The sequence below is a fragment of the Rhizobium sp. P2_G9 genome, assembly GCF_056403475.1.
This window is the reverse complement of record NZ_JBFUFK010000017.1, coordinates 69,853-88,246: the sequence shown is the minus strand read 5'-3', so window position 1 is coordinate 88,246 and position 18,394 is coordinate 69,853. Positions and strand designations below refer to the sequence as shown.

The 18,394-nt window shown below is 61.8% G+C and carries 14 protein-coding genes; 7 read left to right on the top strand and 7 right to left on the bottom strand.

The features are described 5' to 3' along the window. The first annotated feature begins 96 nt into the window (after positions 1-96). The 6 genes from AC1DYF_RS16480 (at position 97) to AC1DYF_RS16455 (ending at position 5,747) form a co-directional block, all read left to right on the top strand. Complete coding sequence (locus AC1DYF_RS16480) at positions 97-1,179, top strand: polyamine ABC transporter substrate-binding protein (protein WP_477877823.1); 1,083 nt, start codon at positions 97-99, stop codon at positions 1,177-1,179. Between the two features lie 295 nt (positions 1,180-1,474). Beyond that, positions 1,475-2,338, top strand: a complete 864-nt coding sequence (locus tag AC1DYF_RS16475; RefSeq protein WP_477877822.1) for an ABC transporter permease — start codon at positions 1,475-1,477, stop codon at positions 2,336-2,338. Between the two features lies 1 nt (position 2,339). After that, positions 2,340-3,128, top strand: coding sequence for an ABC transporter permease (locus tag AC1DYF_RS16470; RefSeq protein WP_477877821.1), 789 nt, complete (start codon positions 2,340-2,342; stop codon positions 3,126-3,128). Next, on the top strand, positions 3,125-4,207 hold the full coding sequence (locus tag AC1DYF_RS16465; protein WP_477877820.1) for an ABC transporter ATP-binding protein: 1,083 nt from the start codon (positions 3,125-3,127) through the stop codon (positions 4,205-4,207). The genes AC1DYF_RS16470 and AC1DYF_RS16465 overlap by 4 nt, the downstream gene beginning before the upstream one ends. A 9-nt stretch (positions 4,208-4,216) precedes the next feature. Then, entirely contained in the window at positions 4,217-4,948 is a 732-nt protein-coding gene (locus AC1DYF_RS16460; RefSeq protein WP_477877819.1) for an MBL fold metallo-hydrolase, read from the top strand. Between the two features lie 61 nt (positions 4,949-5,009). Further along, on the top strand, positions 5,010-5,747 hold the full coding sequence (locus AC1DYF_RS16455; protein ID WP_477877818.1) for a 3-keto-5-aminohexanoate cleavage protein: 738 nt from the start codon (positions 5,010-5,012) through the stop codon (positions 5,745-5,747). An 18-nt stretch (positions 5,748-5,765) separates the two neighbouring features. On the opposite strand, the gene AC1DYF_RS16450 is transcribed toward AC1DYF_RS16455, so the two are convergent. Both AC1DYF_RS16450 and AC1DYF_RS16445 read right to left on the bottom strand, forming a co-directional pair. Then, positions 5,766-6,419, bottom strand: a complete 654-nt coding sequence (locus AC1DYF_RS16450) for a DUF2161 domain-containing phosphodiesterase (RefSeq protein ID WP_477877817.1) — start codon at positions 6,417-6,419, stop codon at positions 5,766-5,768. 386 nt (positions 6,420-6,805) lie between these two features. Then, positions 6,806-9,397 (bottom strand): DNA translocase FtsK, encoded by a 2,592-nt coding sequence (locus tag AC1DYF_RS16445; protein WP_477877816.1) that lies wholly within the window; start codon positions 9,395-9,397, stop codon positions 6,806-6,808. 234 nt (positions 9,398-9,631) lie between these two features. Between AC1DYF_RS16445 and AC1DYF_RS16440 the strand changes: the two genes are divergently transcribed. Then, a complete protein-coding gene (locus AC1DYF_RS16440; RefSeq protein WP_477877815.1) occupies positions 9,632-13,267 on the top strand; it encodes a hydantoinase B/oxoprolinase family protein in 3,636 nt (1,211 codons plus the stop codon). Positions 13,268-13,282: 15 nt separating this feature from the next. Here the strand turns inward: AC1DYF_RS16440 and AC1DYF_RS16435 are convergent, their stop codons facing one another. The 5 genes from AC1DYF_RS16435 to AC1DYF_RS16415 are packed head-to-tail and all read right to left on the bottom strand — an operon-like array spanning position 13,283 to position 18,170. Then, a complete protein-coding gene (locus AC1DYF_RS16435) occupies positions 13,283-13,762 on the bottom strand; it encodes a hypothetical protein (RefSeq protein WP_477877814.1) in 480 nt (159 codons plus the stop codon). 25 nt (positions 13,763-13,787) lie between these two features. Next, positions 13,788-14,894: a hypothetical protein gene (locus tag AC1DYF_RS16430; protein ID WP_477877813.1), complete on the bottom strand. Its 1,107-nt coding sequence runs from the start codon at positions 14,892-14,894 to the stop codon at positions 13,788-13,790. Then, positions 14,894-15,511 carry a 5-bromo-4-chloroindolyl phosphate hydrolysis family protein gene (locus AC1DYF_RS16425; RefSeq protein ID WP_477877812.1) on the bottom strand — a complete coding sequence of 206 codons (618 nt, stop codon included), beginning with the start codon at positions 15,509-15,511 and terminating at the stop codon, positions 14,894-14,896. The genes AC1DYF_RS16430 and AC1DYF_RS16425 overlap by 1 nt, the downstream gene beginning before the upstream one ends. 3 nt (positions 15,512-15,514) lie before the next feature. Then, the gene (locus AC1DYF_RS16420) at positions 15,515-17,080 is read right to left on the bottom strand and encodes a substrate-binding domain-containing protein (protein ID WP_477877811.1); all 1,566 of its coding nucleotides are present in this window, start codon (positions 17,078-17,080) and stop codon (positions 15,515-15,517) included. A gap of 10 nt (positions 17,081-17,090) precedes the next feature. Further along, positions 17,091-18,170 (bottom strand): toxic anion resistance protein, encoded by a 1,080-nt coding sequence (locus AC1DYF_RS16415; RefSeq protein ID WP_477877810.1) that lies wholly within the window; start codon positions 18,168-18,170, stop codon positions 17,091-17,093. Between the last annotated feature and the right edge of the window lie 224 nt (positions 18,171-18,394).

Below are 18,394 nucleotides of genomic sequence, written 5' to 3'. Positions count from 1 at the left end.
ATATGTTCCCGAATTTTGATATTGACTTAAAAAATGAATTCATTCAATCTTTTTCTCGAAGGTGCCGGAATGAGCGCCAAAACCAGAGGGAAGACGATGACCAGACCGTTTGCGGGCGCCACCGCGCGCCGTTTCATGACTTCCGTTGCCGCCGTCGCACTGAGTGCGCTGGCGTCCTCGCAAGCTTTTGCGCAGGACGAGCTCAATGCCCTCGTCTGGTGCGACCATACCGATCCGGCGCTGATCGAGCCGTTCGAGAAAGCTAACAATGTCAAGGTGAACCTCAAGCAATATGAGGGGACCGGTGCCGGGCTTTCGATCCTCGAACAGTCGCAGCCGGGCGACTGGGACGTGATGGTAATCGACGCCGTCGACGTCCACCGCGTGATCGACATGGGCCTGCTTGGCGCTATGCCGGCCGACAAGCTGCCGACGGCGGACATGTTTCCGGAACTGAGGATGCAGGCCAACAATACCAAGGACGGCAAGACCTATGCCGTGACGGAAAAGTTCGGCTACAACACCATTTCCTTCGACAAGACCAAGGTCGACCCCAAGGACATGGAAGACCTGTCGGTGATGTGGTCGGACAAGTACAAGGGCCGCATCGCGCTCTACGATTATTACCTGCCGATGATCGGCCTGGTGCAGATGGCGCTCGGCAAGAAGACTGCCGACATCTCGGACAAGGACATGCCGGCGATCGCGGAAAAGCTTTCGGCGATGAAGAAGGTCTCGAAAGAGGTGAGCGACGTCACCTCGTCACAGACCGCGCTGGCGACCGGAGAAGTCGATATCCTGGTCGGCGGCGGTGAATGGATCACCGCGTCGCTCGCCAAGGACAAGCCGAATCTCGATTGGATCGTGCCGAAACAAGGGGCCGTGCGCTGGGCACAGTCGATCGGCGTGATGAAGGATTCCAAGCACCCGGATCTGGCGCTGAAATTCGTGCAGTATATCGTCAGCCCGGAAGGACAGGCGCGGCTTGCCACCGCGTCGTGCTATTGGGGCATGCCGACAAATCAGAAGACCGGGGCGCTGCTGAACGATCAGCAGAAGAAGGCGCTGCGCTGGGATGACCAAGCGGCGTATCTGAAGAACACGCAGCTCTATCCGATCCCGAATTCGGATCTGGACCAGAAGATGCAGGATGCCTGGACGAATATGATGCAGCAGTGAGGGGACGTGCGCGTCTGATTTACCCCTCACCAACTTCGGCCAAGGGTTCGCAAAGCTCACCCGGCCTGCGTATCCTCTCCCGCAAGGGGCGAGGAAAACCCGTGGCTACGGCGCTGCCACAAGCGAGGGCGACGATTGTGGCACTCTACCTCTCTCCTTGCGGGAGAGGATAGCAAGCCCGCGCGAGACCAAAGGTCGAGTGCTTGGGCGCGCTTGGTGAGGGGTGAGCCGCGAATGCAAGCGTGTCATATAGACATGCATCGAAGCCCAAATCTCGGACAGATCGAACACCACCATGACCACCACGACCCTTGAAGACACCGAACGCCGCAAGGCCTGGGGCTTTGTCGCCCCCGGTCTTCTCTGGACCATCGCCTTCTTCGTCGTGCCCTTCGTCTACATGGCGGCGATGAGCCTCTGGTCGCGGCAGACCGGCCGGATCGTCCGTACATGGGACTTCAACAACTACATCCGCTTCTTCAGCGAAAGCGCGCTGCTCAAGGGCCTGACGAACTCGCTGGAAATCACGCTGACGGTCACCGTGCTCTCCGTCCTGCTCGCCTATCCGCTCGCCTGGATCATCGCCGAGCGGGTGCCGCAGCGCTTCCAGCGCATGGCGCTGATCCTCGCCATCCTGCCGTTCTGGACCTCCTATGTCGTGCGCTCCTATTCCTGGCTGCTGGTGCTGTCCAAGGGCGGTGTCATCAACCAGGCGCTGATGGGCATCGGCCTGATCTCCGAGCCCTTGGAAATCTCCAGCAATCGCACGGCGACGATCATCGGCTTCGTGCATTTCTTCGTCATGCTGTTGACGCTGACGATCTATTCCAACCTGATCCAGCTCTCGCCCAATTACCGCCGCGCCGCGGCCGATCTCGGCGCCAATGCCTTCCAGACCTTCTGGCATGTGATCCTGCCGCTGACATTGCCGGGAATCATGACCGGCGCCTTTCTGACATTCGTGCTCTGCATCGGCGACTACATCACGCCGCAGATTCTGGGCGGAAACAACGAACTGGTGCTGCCGCAGATCATCATGCTGCAGATCGGCCGGCGGGCGGATTTTCCGATGGCGGCGGCGCTCTCCATCGTCCTCATGCTGGCGGTGACGGCGGCCTATGTGCTCTGCGCACGTTGGCTGAAGATCGAGAGGGCGTGAGATGAACAAGCTCCTTACGTCGGGCCTGAGCTGGCTCTATCTCATTGCTATCTATGCCTTCATTTTCCTGCCGGTCGGCGTGCTCGTGCTGTTCTCGTTCCAGGACGGGCGGCTGCCCGTGCCGCCGTTCAACGGCTTTTCGCTGCAATGGTATGAGACTGTGTTTGCCGATGATAAGCTGATGGCGGCGCTGACGCATTCTTTCTTCGTTGCCGTATTGTCGTCGTCGGCGGCCTGTCTGCTCGGCTTCCTCGCGGCCTATGCGCTGGCGCGCTACAAGCTGCCCGGCTCGACGTTGCAGCGCGGCCTGCTGATTGCACCGATGACGGTGAGTTACCTGATCATCGCGCTCGGGCTGCTCGCGGTGCTCAATGCACTGCATATCCCGCTGTCGCTGGTCACTGTCGGCATCGGCCACGTGGTCATCAACCTGCCGCTGTGTTTTGCCATCATCTATGCCTCGATGGGCGACCATCACATCAATATCGAGCGGGCGGCGCGCGATCTCGGCGCCAATGATTTCAAGGTGATGGCGCTGGTGACGGCGCCGATGCTGATGCCGTCGATCCTGGCGGCCTTCTTCCTCTCCGTCACCTTCAGCTGGGACGAGTTTATCATCGCCTTCCTGCTGTCGCGCTTCGACGTGACGCTGCCCGTGGAGATCTGGAGCATGCTGCGCTCCGGCCTCAATCCCAAGACCAATGCCGTCGGCTCGCTGGTATTCCTCGTGTCGGTGGCCGTGCTTCTTATTCTCGAAATGAGCCTGTTCAGCAGGAGCCGGAAATCATGACCGCATCCGTTTCGATCGCCAATGCGACGAAAACCTACGGCGCATTCAAGGCGCTCGACAACGTCTCGCTTGAAATCGAGGCGGGCGAATTCATCGTTCTGCTCGGCCCATCCGGCTGCGGCAAGACCACGCTGCTTTCTATTCTCGGCGGCTTCGTCGAGCCGAGCGGCGGCCGCATCATGATCGGCGGCAAGGACATGGCGGGCGTCACGCCTGCGAGGCGGCCGACGACGACCATGTTCCAGGACTATGCGCTGTTTCCGCATATGCGGCTGATCGACAATGTCGGCTTTGGGCTGAGGATGCGCGGGCTTGGCAAGGCCGAGCGAGATGAGAAGGCGCTCAGCTTCCTCGATCTCGTCGGCCTGAAGGCGTCAGCGGCCAAGAAACCGCACGAACTTTCCGGCGGCCAGCGGCAGCGTGTGGCTTTGGCGCGGGCGCTGGCCGTCGATCCCGATGTGCTGCTGCTGGATGAGCCGCTCGGTGCGCTCGACTTGAAACTTCGCCGGCAGATGCAGGACGAGCTCAAGGCGATCCAGAAGCGGGTCGGCACCACCTTCGTGCATGTCACGCATGATCAGGAAGAGGCGATGGCGATCGCCGACCGCATCGTCGTCATGAACCAGGGCCGGGTGGAGGATTTCGGTCCGCCGTCGGAAATCTATATGCGGCCGAAATCGTTGTTCTCCGCCGGTTTCATGGGCGAGGTGAATTTCTTGACCGGCAAGGTGAGCGCGGCGGAAAGCAGCGCCGCGCAGGTCGAGACGCCGGTCGGGGTGATCGACTTGCCCGCCGGCAATTTCACGGCGGCAAAGCCAAAGACCGGCGACAGGGTGACGCTCTGCATCCGCCCAGAACATTTCTGCGGCGACGCGGAACCCGCCGCGGTGCGGCTGGGCGAGGCGAGGGTGACGGGCGCCGCCTTTTTCGGCACCCATTTCCGCTGCCATCTGGCGCCTGAGGCGGCCAATGATCTCAGCCTCGTCGCCCATATGCCGCAATCGGCCAAGATTGCCTCGGGTGATCGCATCGCCTTGTCGGTCGATCCATCCGGCATTACCGTGCTGCCGGCGGCCTAGGAGCGGAAGATGCAGCGGATCGCGCCGGAAAACTGGTATGCGGTGAAACGCCTCGGCGATGACGTGACCTATATCTCCGAGCCCTATATCCAGAAGTTCTACCGCTGCAACATCTGGCACGTGCGCGGCCGTGATTGCGACATGCTGGTCGACAGTGGCATGGGCGTCGTGTCGCTCCGGCAATGGGTGCCGCTGGTCACCGAACGGAAACTCTGGGCGGTGGCGAGCCACACGCATTTCGACCATATTGGCTGCCATCACGAATTCGAATGCCGGGCGGTGCATTCCGCCGAAGCCGATCTGCTGGCACAGCCGACCCGCGCCAACACGCTGGCCGATCCCTATGTCACCGACGACATTTTCGACGCTCTGCCGCCCGAGCCCTATTGCTCGAAATGCTATGCGGTGAAGGGTGCTCCGGCAACCCGCATCCTCGAAGATGGAGACACCATCGACCTCGGCGACCGGGTGTTCGAGGTCGTGCATACGCCCGGCCATTCGCCCGGAGGGATCGCGCTCTGGGAGGCCAAGACCGGTACCCTGTTCTCCGGCGATATTCTTTATGACGGGCCGCTGATCGAGGACACCTATCACGCCAATGCCACCGACTATATCGCATCCATGAAGCGGCTCTTGGACTATCCGGTGCGGATCGTCCATGGCGGCCATTTCCCGAGCTTTTCCGGCGAGCGCTATCGGCAACTCATCGAGGATTGGCTGGCGTCGAAGGAAAAGGATTGATCCTGCCTGCTTTTTGCGGCTTCCCGCGTTATCATAACCGATAGCTTCAGGGAGAAATCGCATGATCGTCCAGGCTTGCATCAATGGCGCACGTGCCTTCGACTATCACCCATGTCTGCCAACGAGCATCGAGGAGATTGCTCGCGACAGCGCTGCCTGCGTGGCGGCTGGTGCGGCGGAACTTCATCTGCACCCAAGGAATGAGGAACGACGCGAGAGCCTGAACGCTGTCAGTGCAACCGTCCGGGCCGTGCGGCAAGCGTGTCCGGGCACGCTGATCGGCGTCTCGACCGGAGCGTGGATCGAAGGTTCTGCGGAACGAACGATCTCAGCGATCGAAGCCTGGAGCGATTTGGCGGATTACGCCTCGGTCAATCTGTCTGAACCCGACGCACCGGGTATCATGGAATTGCTGCATCGCCGCGGCGTCGGCATCGAAGCGGGTCTTGCCTCCGTGCTTGATGCCGAGAGATTGGTAGGGCTTGGCAAGGCGCAAAAGCTTTTCCGTGTCCTGATCGAGGTAGAGCAACAAGAGGCTGCAACGGCCCGCGCCGTCGCCAACGACATCGCGGCTACGTTGGCCGAAGCAGGCTTTCAGCGCCCCATTCTTCTCCATGGCTTCGATGCTACGGTCTGGCCGCTTGTCGCGTTAGCCTATGAACGCCGATGGTCGACACGGGTTGGCCTTGAGGATGGCGACAGGCTTCCCGACGGGAGGATCGCACCGGACAATGCCGCGCTGATCGCTGCCGCGGTGACAGCGTTCTCACAAGGTAGAGGCCCGGTGGCGCAGAAGTGATCTGTCAACCGCCGCTCATCACGTCTCGACTGGCCATCGTTTCAGCGCTTCCGTGCCCGCTACGGTCAGCGCATAGACACCGCGATCGACGCGATCAAACCAGCCATAGACATTGTGCAACAGGATCTTTGGTGCAAGCGGCGTCGCCGTCTTGATGTCGCGCGGGCGGAGCGGGCCGCCTTTCAGTGCCGCGGCACAGGCAAGCGCTTGCTGGCGATAGGCGGTCATGATCGGCTGGCGGGTGCTGCCGCCCACGGCCGGGTCGCCCTTGCGGCGGCGATGTTCCTCGACCAGGCGGATGCGCTTGCGGGTGTTCTTCTTCGGCATGGGCGCCGCTGGGCTGACGATGATGTCGACCGTGCCGCTGTCGGCAACGCCGAGCATGCCGAGGCTCAGGCGGCGGCAAAGGTCGCGGAAACGCCGGTCACCCTCGCGCCCCTTGCCCTTGGCCGAGATGCGGGCGGCGATCCAGACTTCGTCGCCCTGCGTCTGCCGGTCGACGGCTTGCAGGATGAGTTCGAGGTTGAAGCTCTGCTTGAGTTCGCAGACGACCAGAACGGGCGTTTCACCGTCAATCAACCCGACAAGATCGCAGCCGCCAATCTCGCCCTTGACCGTATAGCCGGCGGCTTCAAGGAAGCGTTTGACGGGGAGGTAGAGGGCAGTTTCCACGGGCGGTCCAGAATCATGTTGCAGTTGGATGTTATCTGGTGGCGGTGGTACGGAACAAGGTGTGGCGCTGCTTTGTGGCACTGCGCCTTCAAGGGGCGATCCCATGGACAACGCTGGCAATCAGGATAATCGCACGGTTGTAATACCCCCCTCTGTCCTGCCGGACATCTCCCCCTCAAGGGGGGAGATTGGCCAGAGGCACACGCTTCGGCTCAAATATCCGCCGAGAACTGGGCATGAGACGGGTTGTTTTGGGCAGGCCGGCGCCCCATCCAATCTCCCCCCTTGAGGGGGAGATGYCCGGCAGGGCAGAGGGGGGCAAGCCGCGGACTGGGCCTCACAAGGAAAGAAACTCGCAAAGGGCTGAAGTCGACAACTTCCCGCCATCACTCCTCGCCGCCCAAACCAGCGGTCGCATCCCGATCGTGATTACCGCTCAAGATTTCGCGCTTGCCGACATGGTTGGCCGGGCCGACAAGCCCTTCCTTCTCCATCCGCTCCACCAGCGAAGCAGCCCTGTTGTAACCGATGCCGAGACGGCGCTGGATGTAGGAGGTCGAGCATTTCTTGTCGCGCAGGATGACCTTGACGGCCTTGTCGTAGAGGTCGTTGCCATCCTCCGCGGCCATGTCGGACTTGTCGAACACGGCGGTATCCTGTTCTTCCTCGTCGTCCTCTTCCTCGTCCACCGTGACAGTGTCGAGATATTCCGGGCGGCCTTGGGTCTTCAGGTGTGCGACGACCTTTTCGACTTCCTGGTCGGAGACGAAGGGGCCGTGGACGCGGACGATGCGGCCGCCGCCGGCCATGTGCAGCATGTCGCCCTGGCCGAGCAACTGTTCGGCGCCCTGTTCGCCCAGGATCGTGCGGCTGTCGATCTTCGATGTCACCTGGAAGGAGATGCGGGTGGGGAAGTTGGCCTTGATCGTGCCGGTGATGACGTCGACCGAGGGACGTTGCGTCGCCATGATCAGGTGGATGCCGGCGGCACGGGCCATCTGCGCCAGGCGCTGGATCGCGCCTTCGATCTCCTTGCCCGCAACCATCATCAGGTCGGCCATTTCGTCGACGATGACGACGATATAGGGCATGGGGGAGAGGTCGATCTCCTGGTTCTCATGGATCGGTTCGCCGGTTCCCTTTTCAAAGCCGGTCTGGACGATCTGGGTGACGACTTCGCCACGGGCGCGCGCTTCGGCAGCACGGGCATTGTAGCCGTCGATGTTGCGGACGCCGAGGCGCGACATTTTGCGGTAGCGATCCTCCATCTCGCGCACCGCCCATTTCAGCGCCAGCACGGCTTTCTTGGGGTCGGTGACGACGGGGGTCAGCAGGTGCGGAATGCCGTCATAGACCGACAGCTCCAGCATTTTCGGATCGACCATGATCAGCCGGCACTCTTCCGGCGTCAGCCGGTAGAGCAGCGACAGGATCATGGTGTTGATGGCGACCGATTTGCCCGAGCCGGTGGTGCCGGCGACGAGCAGATGCGGCATCTTGGCGAGTTCGGCGATGACAGGTTCGCCGCCGATGGTCTTGCCGAGGCAGAGCGGCAGCTTGTAGCCGGTGCGGGAAAAATCCTGGCTGTCGATCAGTTCGCCGAAATAGACGGTTTCGCGGGTGGCGTTCGGCAGTTCGATGCCGATGACGTTGCGGCCGGGCACGACGGCGACGCGTGCCGACAGCGCCGACATCGAGCGGGCGATGTCGTCGGCAAGGCCGATGACGCGCGAGGATTTGACGCCCGGCGCCGGTTCGAATTCGTAAAGCGTGACGACCGGGCCGGGGCGGACATGGATGATCTCGCCGCGGATGCCGAAATCTTCGAGCACGGCTTCCAGCAGGCCGGCATTGCGCTCCAACTGCTCCTGGGTCATGACGACGCCGATGGTGGCCGGCGGGTCCTGCAACAGCATGCGGGGCGGGAATTCATATTCGCCCTTCAGCATGCGCGCCTTGGCGACCGGCTCGATCTTGAACGGCTTGGAAACCGCGACACCTGTGGTTTCTGCAGCCTTGCTCGTCTCGACAACCATGACCGGCAGGGCAGGGGAGGCGGGCACGATTGTGGGCGCCGTGTTGCTCGAAACCGGCTGGATGGCGGTGGTTTGCTCGACCGCGCGACGGCTCCAGGGGAACAGGCCTTTCGCGCTGGTCGCTGCAGCTTCCGGAGTGGCCGGCTGCTGCGCCGGATGATCCACAGCCGAAGCCGACGGCATCGCTTGCGGAGTCGACGCGCGAACCTCGACCGAGCGATACATCGACAGGGCAGAAGGCATCGGACGCGCTTCGACTGGCGTTGCAGCCGCGGCAGGGGCCGCGTGAGCCGATGAAATGGGAGCCGCCGCGGCGGTCGCCTCCGTAGGTTTGGCTGTTGCCCGGACTGCCGGCGCGGGGACCAGTGGCCGGCGAACAACGGGCTGTTCAGGCTGGATTTCAATCGCGCCGTCCAGTGCTTCCCAGAAAGCGAAGTCGGACAGAGCGGCAAAGGGCGTCTGCCGCTTTGTTTGTGCCGGGACGGCGTGTTGTGTCTGGGTGGCTGCTTGCGGCGGAAGAGCGGGTTGGACCTGCGACATCTGCGTGGCGGTCTCGACATTGTCATTGATGGGCTGGACCGGTGCCGTTGCGTTTGCCGTGCCCATATCCATTCCACCTTGCAAAATCATCATTGTCGACAGCACTTCGCGCAGCTGTTCCACGGTTGGCGCTTGTGCCAGCGCTGCGGCTTCTTCAAGTTCGTGCGGCTCCGGCGCGGAATCGGACGCGCTGCGAATGTCGCGCTCCGGCGTGCGGGTGAAGCGGACATTGGGGGCCAGAAAGAAGTGGCTGTCCCAATTGCCCTTGCCCTGTTCGGCGGCGCGATGGCTGGCGGCTTTCAGGCGGCGCAGCCCGACGCTTTCCTCATTTTGTTCAGTTTGTGATGTCGGCTCCGTATCGCCGAATGATGCTGGCGGTAAATTGGTTCTGGAAATACGCATGAGACCTACGGGGCTCGAGGGGCACTGACCGTACTATCGATAGGAACGGAAGGTTAAGAATCCATTTCCAACCTGTGTCAAAACAAGTGCAACACTGTCCGCGTTCTTTCGAATAGAGCATATTTTCCAATTGGTTATTTATTTTTCGTCGTGCTTGCACCCCGGTCCTCAACCGCCGTCCTTGCCGGTGACCGGGATGTCCTTTATGCACATGAAAAACGGTGGAGACGAGCGATGGCCGCAGGCAGGTGGGATTTCTGGATCGACCGGGGCGGCACCTTCACCGATGTGATCGGCCGGGCGCCGGACGGCTCGCTGCATCCGCGCAAGCTGCTCTCGGAGAATCCGGAGGCCTATCGTGATGCGGCGATCCAGGGCATCCGCGATCTCCTGGGGCTTGATTCGGGCGATGCGATTCCCGCCGGACTGGTGGGCGATATCAAGATGGGCACGACGGTCGCCACCAATGCGCTGCTGGAGCGCAAGGGTGATCGTGTCCTGCTCTTGATCACAAGGGGTTTTCGCGATGCGCTGCGCATCGCCTATCAGGCGCGGCCGGATATTTTCGCCAAAGAGATCGTTCTGCCGGAACAGCTCTACGAGCGGGTGGCCGAGGTCGACGAGCGGATTCGTGCCGATGGTACGATCGAGCGCGAACTCGATCTGACTGCGGCCGAGCCCCTGATTCGAGAGGCGTTTGCAGACGGCATCAAGGCAGTGGCGATCGTCTGCATGCATTCGTGGAAATATCCAGAGCATGAGCAGGCGATCGCAGATTTCTGCCGCTTGGTCGGCTTCCGCCAGATATCGGCGAGCCACGTGACATCGCCGCTGGTCAAGCTGGTCGGACGCGGCGACACCGCCGTCGTCGATGCCTATCTGTCGCCGATCCTCGCGCGCTATGTGCAGCAGGTTGCCGGCGAGCTTGGAGTTGCGGCGGGCGCCGACGACGGGCCGCGGCTGATGTTCATGATGTCCTCAGGCGGCTTGACGCGTGCCGATCTGTTCCAGGGCAAGGATGCGCTGCTCTCCGGCCCGGCCGGCGGCGTGGTCGGCATGGTGGAGACGGCAAGGCTTGCCGGCTTCGGCAAGGTGATCGGCTTCGACATGGGCGGGACCTCCACCGATGTCGCGCACTACGATGGCGAATATGAGCGCGCCTTCGACACGGAGGTGGCGGGCGTGCGCGTGCGGGCGCCGATGATGCGCATCCATACCGTGGCCGCGGGTGGCGGCTCGATCCTGCATTTCGAGGCAGGGAGGTTTCGCGTCGGGCCGGATTCGGCCGGCGCCAATCCGGGGCCGGCCTGCTACCGGCGCGGCGGACCGTTGGCGGTGACGGATGCCAATGTCATGCTCGGCAAGCTGCAGCCCGAGCTTTTCCCGAGGATATTCGGACCGGGTCAGGATGAGAGCCTGGACGCGGAGGTCGTTCGGGAGAAATTTGCGGCGCTGGCGGCGGAGGCCGGCGGCGGCTACACGCCGGAAAGCGTGGCCGAAGGTTTTGTCGCTATCGCAGTCGAGAACATGGCCAATGCGATCAAGAAGATCTCGGTGCAGCGCGGCTATGACGTCACCGGCTATCTCTTGAATTGTTTCGGCGGTGCCGGTGGCCAGCATGCCTGCCTGGTCGCCGATGCACTGGGCATGTCGACGGTGCTGATCCATCCGTTTTCCGGGTTGCTGTCGGCTTATGGCATCGGTCTGTCGTCGGTATTTGCTTCGCGGCAACAAGCGTTGCTCTTGCCGCTTGCCGAGCAGTCCAGGGGCGAGGTCGACGCGCTGGCTGCTAGGCTCGGCAGCGCCGTCGTGGAGGAACTGGCGGCGCAGGGCATCGGGGCCGATTCCGTATCGCTCAGGCTGACGCTGCATGTCCGCTATGACGGCACCGATACAGCGCTGCCGGTCACTTTCGTGCATCGGTCGATGGAGCGGGCGAAGGCCGAATTCGAGGCGGCGCACAAGGCACAATTCGGCTTCGTCTATGAAAACAAGGCGATGGTGATCGAAGCGGTTGCCATCGAAGGTACCGACACCAGCGCGCAACGGCGCGACGAAGTCGAACTGACGGTGGATGACAAGGATGCCGTGCCTGTCGAGCATCGCAGGCTGTTCTCAGAAGGCGAATGGCGAGACGCGGGCGTTTTCAGGCGCGAAGCGCTCGGACCCGGTCACAAGGCCTCTGGCCCGGCGCTGATCATCGAACCGAACCAGACGATCGTCGTCGAACCCGGCTGGCAGGCGGAGATCACGGCGAAGAACCATATCCTGCTGCGGCGGATCGAGGCGAAGCGCCGGCGGGCCGCCCTCGGCACCGAGGCCGATCCTGTGATGCTGGAGATTTTCAACAATCTCTTCATGTCGATCGCCGAGCAGATGGGGGTGACGCTGCAGAACACCGCCTATTCGGTCAATATCAAGGAAAGGCTGGATTTTTCCTGCGCCGTCTTCGATCGGACCGGGGCCCTGGTGGCGAATGCGCCGCATATGCCGGTGCATCTGGGGTCGATGGACCGGTCGGTGGAGACGATCATTCGCCTCAACGAAGGCGCCATCCGGCCGGGCGATGTGTTTGCCCTCAATGCGCCCTATAATGGCGGTACGCATCTGCCTGACATTACCGTTGTCACGCCGGTCTTCGACGACGCGGGCAAGGCTGTGTTGTTCTACGTCGCCGCGCGCGGCCATCATGCCGATATCGGCGGCACGGCACCCGGCTCGATGACGCCGCTTGCCACCACGGTCGATGAAGAGGGCGTGCTGTTCGACAATTTCCATCTGGTCGATCGCGGCCGGTTCTGCGAAGCGGAATTGCTCGACCTGCTCACCAACCATCCCTATCCAGCGCGCAATCCGCAGCAGAACATTGCCGACATCAAGGCGCAGATCGCCTCCAACGAGAAGGGCGTCGCCGAACTCAGAAAGATGGTGGTGCATTTCAGCCTGCCTGTCGTCGAGGCCTATATGGGCCATGTGCAGGACAATGCGGCGGAGAGCGTGCGGCGGGTGCTGGAACGGCTGCCGGATACTGCGTCCTACGAATATCCGACCGACACCGGGCAGGTGATCAAGGTCAGGATCAGCGTCGATCGGGACAAGCGCGAGGCGACGGTGGATTTTACTGGTACGTCGCCGGTGATGAAGAACAATTTCAATGCGCCGGAACCTGTCGCGCGGGCGGCCGTACTCTACGCCTTCCGGGTCATGGTCGAGGACAATATCCCGATGAATGCCGGATGCCTTCGGCCGATCAACATCGTCATTCCCGATGGCTGCATGCTCAAGCCCAGCTATCCGGCCGCCGTGGTCGCCGGCAATGTCGAGACGTCGCAGCATGTCACCAACGCGCTGTTCGGCGCGATGGGGGCGATGGCGAATTCGCAGGGGACGATGAACAACCTGACCTTCGGCAATCAAAAGTACCAGTATTACGAGACGATCTGCTCCGGTGCGCCGGCAGGGCAGTTCAACAATGGACGTGGCTTTGCCGGCACCTCGGGCGTGCACACGCATATGACCAATTCGCGCCTCACCGATCCGGAAATCCTGGAGCTCCGATTCCCCGTGCTGCTCGAGGAGTTCTATATCCGTCAGGGTTCGGGCGGCCGCGGCAAATGGAACGGTGGCGACGGCACTGTCCGCATCATCCGTTTCCTCGAGAAAATGGAATTCGCCATCCTGTCGTCGCACCGCAACCGGCCGCCGCTTGGCCTTGCCGGGGGCGGGCAGGGCGAGACCGGCTCGACGGCGATCCGCCGCAACGATTTCCGGCTGGAGACGCTGAAGGCCAGCGACCAGACGGTAGTGGATGCGGGCGAAGTGATGGTGCTGATCACGCCGACACCGGGAGGGTTCGGGTTGCCGGAGTGACCTCACGAAATCGAGTCAAGTCGCGGGCTTGTCTTTGTTCTTTTCGGCCAAAATCCTGGCGCGTCTTTCTTGACGCGTTTCGTTGAGGTTCAACTTTTCCCTCAAGAAAGCAATGACTTTATCGGTTTCAAGGCCAGCACTCGAACGCTCTTCGATCCAGATCTGTGGGAACGCCTGTATCACCTCTTCCGTTTGGGCGAGATCGATCATCTCGCCCGTTTCACTTTGAAGTATGAGCTTGAACTCGGGGTGTTGGTCGAACATGAAGAACAAGTCATGCAGAACGCCTTCGATCGAAAACTGCGTCAGCGCTATGATCATCTTATCCTCGTTCATAGCGTTGAAATATGCTGCCATAGCATGGTCATGTTCTGACTGCGGTGACCGAATCGACATCAATCTCCGTTCCGCTATTGCGACCCTACGCTCGTGAAGCTTGGCGATGGCCTCGCCAAATCGAGCAACAATTTCTTCGGGCTGATAGTCGTCGTCCATCTTCAACTCGTTGAAAAACCGATGCTTAAGCCTTCAGCAGATCCAGTAGCGGCAGCATCACATCCGCATCCGGCATCGGCAGGATGGCGTCGACTTCGGCCGGTAGCATGGCGGCAATGGCGCCGTCGGTCGTGCCGGTAACCGCGCCCAGAGGCCCGCGAAAGCCGTGCTTGGTCCAGGCGAGTTCCTGCAGTTTTGGCGACATCAGCGCGTCGAGCAGGCGGCTTGCCTGGTCGTCGATGACGATCAGCGGATGGGCGGAATAGACGGTCGGGCGCGGATAGAGGACGACAGGCTTGGCGCCGCTGCTCTTCATCACCCGGTCCCAGCGGTTCGGATCGGCGAGAATCCATTCGACCAGCTGGTTCTCGTAGCCGACGACCATGGGCTCGCCGCCCAGGCCTCCGGCAATGTATTGGTCGAACAGTTTTCCGGAAGACGAGGATTTGAAGCCCATGCCGCGGAAGATTGCCTGCGCCTGCTGGCCATATTTCTGTAGGTCATCGGCCTTGGCGACGTCGCCGGCGAGCAGGCTGAGCACGAGGCCGGCGAACATGAAGCCGGAATTGGAGCGATTGGGATCGGTGGAGATGAGACGGGCCTTGCCGTAGAGCGCGTCGACACCGAGCGAGGACCAGTCCTGGTTGGCCAGCAATGCCTTCAGAAGCGCGGCCAGATCGAGTTGATACTGCTTGCCTGGCGTCAGCTTCACCAGGCCATGCTTGATCAGCCCGTCGGCGACCGGCTGCCAGGTGTAGACCACGACGGGCGAGTTCAGCACGACCTGGTCGTTGCGCACCTTGACGCCGCTCTTGCGCGCCAAGTCGACCATGATCGAGGAGGAGGGCCAGAGAAAAGCCGGGTTCTGCGACAGCAGCGCCTGCTCGCGCACCATTTCGACCGAGCCGGCGACCCGCGCATCGAGCTGCAGGCCGTAGCTGCCGAGTGCATGGACGACGTCAGGATCCTCGACGAAAGCCTGTTTCTCGCCGCCGATGAAACCGGAAAGTTTCGTGCGGTTGCCGAGCAGTCCCTGGAATTCCGGCCGGTCCTTAAGGGTAAGATAGCCGCCGGTGCCGGCAGCCGCGAGCGCCAGAAGCCCCAATCCGAGTGTGCGGCGAGACATTGCCATCAGGTCTGAATATCCTCTTTGAGCGAAGCCTGGATCAGGCGCAGGTCGGTGTCGAGCGAGCCGAGTTCGTCATCGACAAGGCTGTCGGCATAGTGGACGAAGGCTTCTTCGAGCTTTTCCAGCACCGAGCGGACCTCGTCGAGCTTGGCCTTGTCGGGCGCCCGCTTGGCCTCGATGACGGCAAAGCCTTCGGCGACTTCGGCCGAGCGGGGAATGTAGTAACTCAGGAAGCGCTTGACGGTCGATGCATTGCCGGGATTGGCCTCGACCTTGGCGAAGACGTCGGCGGCGATGTCGGCGAGGTGTTTTACGCGGGCGGCCGTTGCCTTGTCCTGGATTTTTGCGGCAGAAGCCCGCAGCCGTTCCGCATAGGGTTCCGCCTCGCTCAGCAGATCGCGGGCAAATTCGATGCGGCCGCTGCCGATCGCCTTGACATCGACGCCCTCAAACATCTGCCGAGGAGACAGCAGCAGAACCAGGGCCGCGAAGACGATCAGCGCGATCACCGCGGAGATCCACAGGGGAACGCCGAAGATCACGCTGAGAATGGGCAGGAGGATCGCGGCGGCGATGCCTGCCACGATCCAGTTCCAATCATTGCCGAACAGTGAGCGCATGTGTCAGTTATAGCCTCTGACGGCGCGGAAGGCACCGGCTAGATCGGAGGCGCCGTCAAAAACGCGCGCCGAAGTCGCCTTGGCAAGCTCGTCGAGCTGGGTCTTGTCGGCGTCGCCGAAGGTAATGCCGAAGACCGGCACATGCGGTTGCGTTGCCTTCCAGCGGCTGTAGAAGCCCGGCTTGTCGCCGTCGCTGCGGCCGTCAGTCATGATGACGATCGCCGGCAGGTAGGAGCCGAGATCGGGCGTCTGGGCGATCTTGTCGATCGCCGTGTTGGCGCAGTCATACATGTCGGTGCCGCCGCTGGCGTGCTGGCCCGAGACATTCGAGAGCAGCGTCGCCTGGTCGGCCGGTGTACCGGTGCCTTCGAAGGTCCGCCGCACATGTGCATCAAACGGGATGATGACGATGCGGTCGGATGGCGTCCACTGCACCAGCATCTTATCGGCCTCGCCCGGCGTAAACAGGAATTGCATGGCCTGCTGCAACTGGTCTTCGCCCTTGCCCTCCATCGAGCCGGAGAAATCCAGGCAGATCGCCGTCAGGGAAGGCTTGCGCAGCGCAGTCTGATAGAGCGTGAGCGCTTGTCGAATGACCGTCGGCTCCGGCAGGCGGATCGCCGTCACCAGCTTGGCCGGATCGAAATTCCATTGCGGCTCCGGCTTGGCGGTGATGCTGCCGAGTGGAATGCGCCGGCCGGTGTCGGCGATGCGCTTCTGCACGTCCGGGGTCTGCAGATAGGCGAGCAGGTCGTTGAAGAAGGTCTCGACATCGGCGCCGCGGCCATGATCGACGAAGCCGATCGGCGAGTCCGCCACGGCCACGCCATCGGCCGGATAGATGAAAAAGAGCGGCTCCTTGCCGTCACCCAGCAGCCGGTCATTGGTTTCCTTGAGCACAGCCTCATAGTTCCACATGGCATCATATTCCGTGCCATTCTTTGCCGAGTCGAGATAGAGGTCGGCGAGCCAGCCGGACGAGCCGGAGGAACGCTCGACGCCGGCGAGCAATTGCTTGACCGTGTTCTGGACCTCCTGCTTGTCGAGATCGCCCGGCTCGATCACCTGTTTGCCGGCGAGTGCGCTCGACAGCATCGCGAGATAGGCACTGGCGCCGGAATTGGACTGCGTCGCAGACGTCATCAGGAATTTCAGCGAGCCCTTGTTCACGGCTGCGAGAATATCCTTCATGTAGACCGGCTTGCCGACCCAGCCGAGTTCGTCGGCCTTGGACTTGCGGACGCCGAGGATGACCGGCATCTGCACGATCGAGGTCAGCGATTTGACCTTGCGGCCGGTGTCGAACATGTCGACCCAGACGCTGGATGCCGGCCAGACGGCGTCCTGCTTCACCCCGTCCTTGCTTTGCAGGGCAAGGCCGATATCGAGCGTGCCGGCATAGGTCATCGTGCAGGTGGCGCCCTTTTGCTTGCAGAAATCCTGTACGATCGGTTCCAGCACGGTGTTTTCCGAGCCGGAGATGATCGAGAATTCCGGTCCCTTGTTGCCGCAGCCGGCGAGGACAAGGGTCGTGGCGAGGGCAAGAGCCGTCAGCAGGGCTTTGAACATTTTTGGCTCCTCAGGCCTGGGTCAGCGCCTTCTTGAGCTCCACCGTCATCTGCTCCATCTGCTGTTCGGCCAGCGCACGCTTCTTGCGGCCGTCCTCTTGCACCTTGAGCACGCCGCCGATCGTGTCGATCAGGTCCTGGTTGGCCTTGGCGAGCGTGTCGATATCGACAATGCCGCGCTGGGCCTGCTCCTCGACCGCGATCGCCTGTTCCTTCATCATCTCGGAGGCTTGGCGGATCATCGTGTTGGTGGCGTCGGTGACGGTCTTCTGCAGGTCCAGCGCCGATTTCTGCTGCGTCAGCCCGAGCATGATCACCATTTTCTGCTTCCAGGCGGGGACGGTCAGCGTCGAGGTCGCCTGCAGGTTCTCGATCAGCGTTTCGTCTCCGGCCTGGACGATGCGGATCTGCGGCAATTGCTGGATGCCGAGCTGACGGGCCTGCTGCAGGTAGAAGACGCGTTTTTCCAGGCGATCGAGCGCCTGCATCGCATCCTGGTAGGTCTGCGCTTCGAGCATGCCGCCGCTCTGGCCGCCTGTCGCAGCATCGGCCGTGGCTTTGAGCTTCGGGAGTTCAACGCTGCGGAAATTCTCGGCGAATTGCTTGCCTGCCTGAACATAGGCGTCGAGGCGCAGGATCGCCTCCTTGGTTTCGTCATGCAGGTCGTCGAGGATGGCGATGTCACGGCGTAGCACATCCTTGTGGCGGTCGAGTTCCAGGCCGATACGGTCGATCTGGCTGGCGACATCGTCGAACTGCAATTTGAATTTTTCGATCTGTGCCTGGGCCGAGGAGAACAGGCGGCTGAAAAAACCCTGTTCCTTGAGCGTCGCCGGATCGAGGCTCTTGGATTTGAGGATGATTTCGGTGAGCAGTTTGCCGGTGTCGCCGAGGTCCTTGTTGCGGATGCCGGCGAGGATCTTGTCGGCATAGCTGGTGACCGATTGCTGGGCGTTGTCGCCGTAGACCGAGATCGAGGCGCGGTCGGAGATGTTGATCGTGTTGGCGATCCTGGCCACCTCGGCCGGGTCGGCGGTGACCGCAGGCAGGTTGGCGGACGCTGTCATCGGTACGATATCGGTCTCGGCCATGCTTCGTTTCCTCATCTGTGCAGACTCTGGCATCTGCCCGTTCACCCCAAATGTCGCCACGCACGCTTTTTTGCATGCAAGGCCCCAGACTCGGGCCGACAATCGCAGCCGTTTATGACAGTTCGATTACAGTCAGAAATTTCGGCCTGCCGGTCGCCCGCTTGATTTTCCTCACACCCGTAATAACGTTGAACGTGAGAGGGATATTCGGACAAGGCAAGGGG

What these genes read in the sequence shown, in the direction of transcription:
- AC1DYF_RS16480 (WP_477877823.1), top strand. Translation starts at nt 97, where the DNA reads ATGACCAGACCGTTTGCGGGCGCCACCGCGCGCCGTTTCATGACTTCC.
- AC1DYF_RS16475 (WP_477877822.1), top strand. Translation starts at nt 1,475, where the DNA reads ATGACCACCACGACCCTTGAAGACACCGAACGCCGCAAGGCCTGGGGC.
- AC1DYF_RS16470 (WP_477877821.1), top strand. Translation starts at nt 2,340, where the DNA reads ATGAACAAGCTCCTTACGTCGGGCCTGAGCTGGCTCTATCTCATTGCT.
- AC1DYF_RS16465 (WP_477877820.1), top strand. Translation starts at nt 3,125, where the DNA reads ATGACCGCATCCGTTTCGATCGCCAATGCGACGAAAACCTACGGCGCA.
- AC1DYF_RS16460 (WP_477877819.1), top strand. Translation starts at nt 4,217, where the DNA reads ATGCAGCGGATCGCGCCGGAAAACTGGTATGCGGTGAAACGCCTCGGC.
- AC1DYF_RS16455 (WP_477877818.1), top strand. Translation starts at nt 5,010, where the DNA reads ATGATCGTCCAGGCTTGCATCAATGGCGCACGTGCCTTCGACTATCAC.
- AC1DYF_RS16445 (WP_477877816.1), bottom strand. Translation starts at nt 9,397, where the DNA reads ATGCGTATTTCCAGAACCAATTTACCGCCAGCATCATTCGGCGATACG.
- AC1DYF_RS16440 (WP_477877815.1), top strand. Translation starts at nt 9,632, where the DNA reads ATGGCCGCAGGCAGGTGGGATTTCTGGATCGACCGGGGCGGCACCTTC.
- AC1DYF_RS16435 (WP_477877814.1), bottom strand. Translation starts at nt 13,762, where the DNA reads ATGGACGACGACTATCAGCCCGAAGAAATTGTTGCTCGATTTGGCGAG.
- AC1DYF_RS16430 (WP_477877813.1), bottom strand. Translation starts at nt 14,894, where the DNA reads ATGGCAATGTCTCGCCGCACACTCGGATTGGGGCTTCTGGCGCTCGCG.
- AC1DYF_RS16425 (WP_477877812.1), bottom strand. Translation starts at nt 15,511, where the DNA reads ATGCGCTCACTGTTCGGCAATGATTGGAACTGGATCGTGGCAGGCATC.
- AC1DYF_RS16420 (WP_477877811.1), bottom strand. Translation starts at nt 17,080, where the DNA reads ATGTTCAAAGCCCTGCTGACGGCTCTTGCCCTCGCCACGACCCTTGTC.
- AC1DYF_RS16415 (WP_477877810.1), bottom strand. Translation starts at nt 18,170, where the DNA reads ATGGCCGAGACCGATATCGTACCGATGACAGCGTCCGCCAACCTGCCT.